A 3,565-nucleotide genomic window follows, 5' to 3' on the forward strand; every position below is an offset into this window, starting at 1 on the left:
ATCGCCATCATTTTTTGATTTTTCAGTGGGTTGGCTTGGTCCGACCCCGGGGTGGGCCCTGTATCAGCGGGCCACCTGTAATCGTTTTGTTGTCGATATGCAGCCATGAATCAAAAATATTGCAGATGACTCGTTTCTGGAGCACTGTGGGCCCCGCATATCGAAAATGGTGCTAACCATGAGTTTGCTGGGCTATCGGTGGTTGATGCAGGCGTTCGGGCTGCCGTCACGGCCATTACCTGTGTCCTCAAGGTTGGGTTCGCGTCTGCGCGAAACTTGGCTGGAAGACGGGGCTGTACAGCGTGAGTATCCGGCGCATTACCTACCCAGTGACGATCTTCCGGGGCAGCTCGAGTTTGCGTTGAAGCACGAGGGCGTGAACCTGGCAGTCCTGGCCGATCTGTTCCGCAACTGTGGCGTTGGGCGCATAGAGCAGGCCGTGGCGGCCAAGCCCACAGGGCGGTACCGGCGCCTGATGGGCTTCTACTTCGAGCGGCTGACGGGTCACGCCGTCGATCCGTCACTCAAGGTCGGGGGCAACTATGTGGAGGCCCTGAACCCTGCGCATTACGTGGTCGCCCCGGAGCCGGCCTTGAATCGTCGCTGGCGAGTACGGGACAACCTGCTGGGCGACGGTCGTTTCTGCCCCGTGATTCGGCGCACCGAGAGGCTGGATCGCGCCCTGGCGGAGCCCTTGTGGGACGAGATCTCCGAGTTGGTCGCGGAATTTCCGGCCGAGCTGTTCGGCCGCGCCAACGACTACCTTTATCTGAAAGAAACGCGTTCCACCTTCCGTATCGAGCACGAGGCCGAACCGGCACCGAGTCGACGCGAGCGCTTCTTGGCGCTGCTGCGCGAGGCCGGGGGCATACCGCTGGCGAATCTCCTGGACGAGGCTGCGTTGACCCAACGACAGAACCTGGTGGTCGATCCGCGTTATGCAGTGGCGGGCTTTCGCACCAGCCAAAACTATGTTGGGGAGCAGCGGCCCGATTTCACCCAACGCGTTCACTATGTCTGCCCCGCGCCGGAATGGGTACCCCCCATGATGGCAGGGCTGGCGACCGTGGCTGCTCGCAGCGCGGGTCTTTCGCCTTTGGTCCGCGCCGCCGCCGTGGCATTCGGCTTTATCTACATCCACCCGTTCGAGGATGGCAACGGACGCCTGCACCGATTCCTGGTTCACGATTTCCTGCATCGCGATGCTTTTGAGGGCGGGCAGCTCATGTTGCCGGTGTCCGCCACGATGCTGCGGCGTATGGCCGACTACGATGGTGCGCTGGAACGGTTTTCGCGGCCTTTAATGGAATCCATGGTGGAGTACGAGCTGGACGACGAGGGATGCTTGCATCTGCTCAACCCCGACCAAGTCGAAAGCTACTATCGTTATCCGGACTTGACCGCCCAGGCCGAATACCTGGCAGAGACCGTTGCGATCACAGTGCGCGAGGACGTTGCCGAGGAACTCAGATTCCTGCGGGGCTTTGATTCCGCACGCGAGGCGGTTCGCGACATCGTGGACATGCCGGATCGGCACTTGGATCGATTGTTACGGCTTCTCCACCAGAATGGTGGGCGCTTGTCGAGGAGAAAGAGGGCCCTGTTCGGGGAGCTCCATGATGATGAGCTCACGCGGATCGAGGAGGCCTACCAGAAGGCGTTCAGCGCCGCGAAGATGTAACCGTTTTGTTTCCGAAAATCGATCATGTATCGGTTTTGTGGTTTTGGCAACGGTTATGTTGCAGCCGTTGGGTTCATCACGGCAGTGCTTGCGCCCTCTGTCTGCCCGAGGACGGGAGCCACCGGGGTCGGACCAAGGTAACGTGTTGATTGGGATAGAAATACACCGATATTTCTGCCCTGAAACGGCGTTAGAGGCCCCTTTTCCTGCCGAAAAATGGGCGTGTAAGGGCCGGATGTCCGTCGGAGGCTGGCCTGCAGGTTGCGCGCGCCGGTCTGGCAGCGCTCCCGCTCTTAGGGGCCCGTTTTCGGGGCAAAAAATGGGCGTTTAAGGCGAAATTTCTTGCGAAAATCGCCATCATTTTTTGATTTTTCAGTGGGTTGGCTTGGTCCGACCCCGGGGTGGTGGGGAAGGTGGCGCGCCCGAAGGGATTCGAACCCCTGGCCTCTGCCTCCGGAGGGCAGCGCTCTATCCAGCTGAGCTACGGGCGCATTGCAGCCTGCCATGATACGAGTCGGCATCGGGGGCGTCCAGTCGCCATGCTGCGGGGATGCTCTCCGGGCTGGGGGCGCGGTTATGGCTTGCGCAGGGGGCGATAGCCTATACTCGGCGACCGGTTCGCGCCGCACGCGATCCCCCTGACGATGCCGAGGGCCGCAGCCGGCCAGATTTGCGGAGGAAGAAAGTGGCTGATCAAGAAATCAAGATGGATGCGGGCAACAAGTTCCTGATGGTCGTCTCCGTGCTGGTGCTGGTGGCGGTGGTTGCCTTTCTGGTGTACCACCTTGCGGGTTTCGTGGGGCAGCTTGCGCTCGGTGAGCGCGACCCCGCACCGGCGGTTACCGAGACGGTGGACCAGCGCATCGCGCCGGTCGGTCGGGTCGAAGTCGCGGCCGTCGATCGGGACGCCCCTCCGGCCGAGCCGAGGCCTGCGAGCGAGGTGTACACGTCCGTGTGCGCTGCGTGCCACGACGCCGGTGTCGCCGGGGCCCCGCGGGCCGACGATGGCGACGAGTGGGCGCGTCGGCTCGATGAAAAGGGCCTCGATACCCTGGTGTCGCATTCGATCAACGGTTTCCAGGCGATGCCAGCGCGGGGCGGCGATCCCAACCTGAGCGACGAGGAAGTCGCCAGTAGCGTCGCCTACATGCTGGAGCAGGCCGGCGTGAGCGTCGAAGAAGACGCAGCGGTCGAAGCGGTCGCGGCCGAGGAGCCAGCGGTCGAGGAAGTGGCGGACCCAGCGGTGGCGGGCGATCCCGAGGCCGGCCAGGAGCGTTTCGCAACCTGCGCAAGCTGCCACGGCGCCGAGGGCGAGGGCATGGGCATCTTCCCGAAGGTTGCGGGGCAGGATGCGGACTACATCGCCGGACGCTTGGAACAGTATCGCGCCGGCGAGCAGGTGGGTCCCAACACGGCGCTGATGATTCCGCACGCCTCCGGCCTGTCCGACGAGGCCATCGCCGATCTGGCGGCGTACGTAGCCACGCTGGGTGCGCCCGAGGAGGCGGTGCCGGAAGAGGAGCCCGCAGCCGAGGCCGATGTGGCCGCCGGTGATGCCGCGGCCGGCCAGGAGCGTTTCGCAACCTGCGTGAGCTGCCACGGCGCCGAGGGTCAGGGCATGGGCATCTTCCCGAAGGTTGCGGGGCAGGATGCGGACTACATCGCCGGACGCTTGGAACAGTATCGCGCCGGGGAAGAGGTGGGCCCCAACTCGGCTCTGATGATGCCGCATGCGACCGACCTGTCCGATGAGGCCATCGCCGATCTGGCAGCGTATATCGCCTCCCTGCCGTAGCTCCGGATTGCTGGTCGTCACCCCGGACAGCCTGGATCCAGCGTATCCCTGCGGCACACGGAAGTGCCGCCAGAATCGACCACCACAGG

The 3,565-nt window shown here is 63.5% G+C and carries 1 protein-coding gene, 1 tRNA gene and 2 pseudogenes; 3 read left to right on the top strand and 1 reads right to left on the bottom strand.

Annotated elements, in window-relative coordinates:
* Positions 1 to 178 precede the first annotated feature (178 nt).
* The gene (locus EA346_RS00360; RefSeq protein ID WP_296754213.1) at positions 179 to 1,681 is read left to right on the top strand and encodes a Fic family protein; all 1,503 of its coding nucleotides are present in this window, start codon (positions 179 to 181) and stop codon (positions 1,679 to 1,681) included.
* Between the two features lie 414 nt (positions 1,682 to 2,095).
* On the opposite strand, the gene EA346_RS00365 is transcribed toward EA346_RS00360, so the two are convergent.
* Positions 2,096 to 2,172: transfer RNA gene (locus EA346_RS00365), tRNA-Arg, on the bottom strand.
* Positions 2,173 to 2,366: 194 nt separating this feature from the next.
* Here EA346_RS00365 and EA346_RS00370 point away from each other — a divergent pair.
* Positions 2,367 to 3,167, top strand: a pseudogene (locus EA346_RS00370) (c-type cytochrome); the annotation flags it as partial.
* Positions 3,168 to 3,248: 81 nt separating this feature from the next.
* Positions 3,249 to 3,476 (top strand): annotated as a pseudogene (locus EA346_RS00375) (c-type cytochrome); the annotation flags it as partial.
* Between the last annotated feature and the right edge of the window lie 89 nt (positions 3,477 to 3,565).

Origin of the sequence: Thioalkalivibrio sp., assembly GCF_007692535.1 — a bacterium.
GTDB lineage: Bacteria > Pseudomonadota > Gammaproteobacteria > Ectothiorhodospirales > Ectothiorhodospiraceae > Thioalkalivibrio.